Annotated in this window: 1 protein-coding gene; it reads right to left on the reverse strand. The window is 65.7% G+C overall.

Going from position 1 to position 703, the window contains the following annotated elements; translation table 11 throughout:
• Positions 1–8 precede the first annotated feature (8 nt).
• Positions 9–703: hypothetical protein (locus QK287_RS18425; RefSeq protein WP_282361138.1), on the reverse strand; the 695-nt coding region annotated here is incomplete at its 5' end.

A 703-nucleotide genomic window follows, 5' to 3' on the forward strand; every position in this document is an offset into this window, starting at 1 on the left:
GGTGGGTGTTACTTGGTGTTGACGGTGATTTTGGCGATGCCGACGAGCATGTCGGCTTTCACGGCGTCGGTCTTGAAGGTTTTGTTCAGCAGGCCGGCGGCGGTGTCGGAGATCAGCACCCGGGTGCCTTCCAGGACGGCGGTGTCGCCGGCCTTGGCGAGGGGCTTGAGGGTGGAGCCGTCGAGGTTGAAGATGTAGGCCTGCTTCGCGGCGGTGGTGCCGTTGACCGCGACGTCGCCGTAGAGCTTGGAGGTGCCCGGGTCGATGGTGAAGTTGGTCAGGTCAACCTTGGTGTCTCCGGCGGTCAGGGAGAACCCGGAACCGGCGTGGCTGATCAGGCCCTGGACGAACGGGCGGTAGTCCTTGGCCGGGTCGTAGTAATCGACCTTGCCGCCGGTGATCGGGAAGATCAGCGAACCATCGGTCAGTGCCGCGGTCCCGACGGTGCCCGGGGTCAGCTTCAGGGTCTCAAGGGCCTTGGCGAAGGAGGCATCGAGCTTCACGGCGGTGGAGGTCCCGGTCAGGGCCGGGATGGAGGCCAGCGCCTTGGGCGCCTCGGCGGACATCGAGGCCGAGGAGGACGCCGGAGCGGCGGAGGTGTTACTGGCCGGGCTGCAGGCAGCCAGGGAGAACATCAGCGAACCGGCCGCGGCGATACCGGCGAAAGTCTTGATCGATGTGCGCATGGGAATGCTCCTTGAAA

It is taken from the genome of Arthrobacter sp. AL05 (assembly GCF_029960715.1).
Classification (GTDB): domain Bacteria; phylum Actinomycetota; class Actinomycetes; order Actinomycetales; family Micrococcaceae; genus Arthrobacter.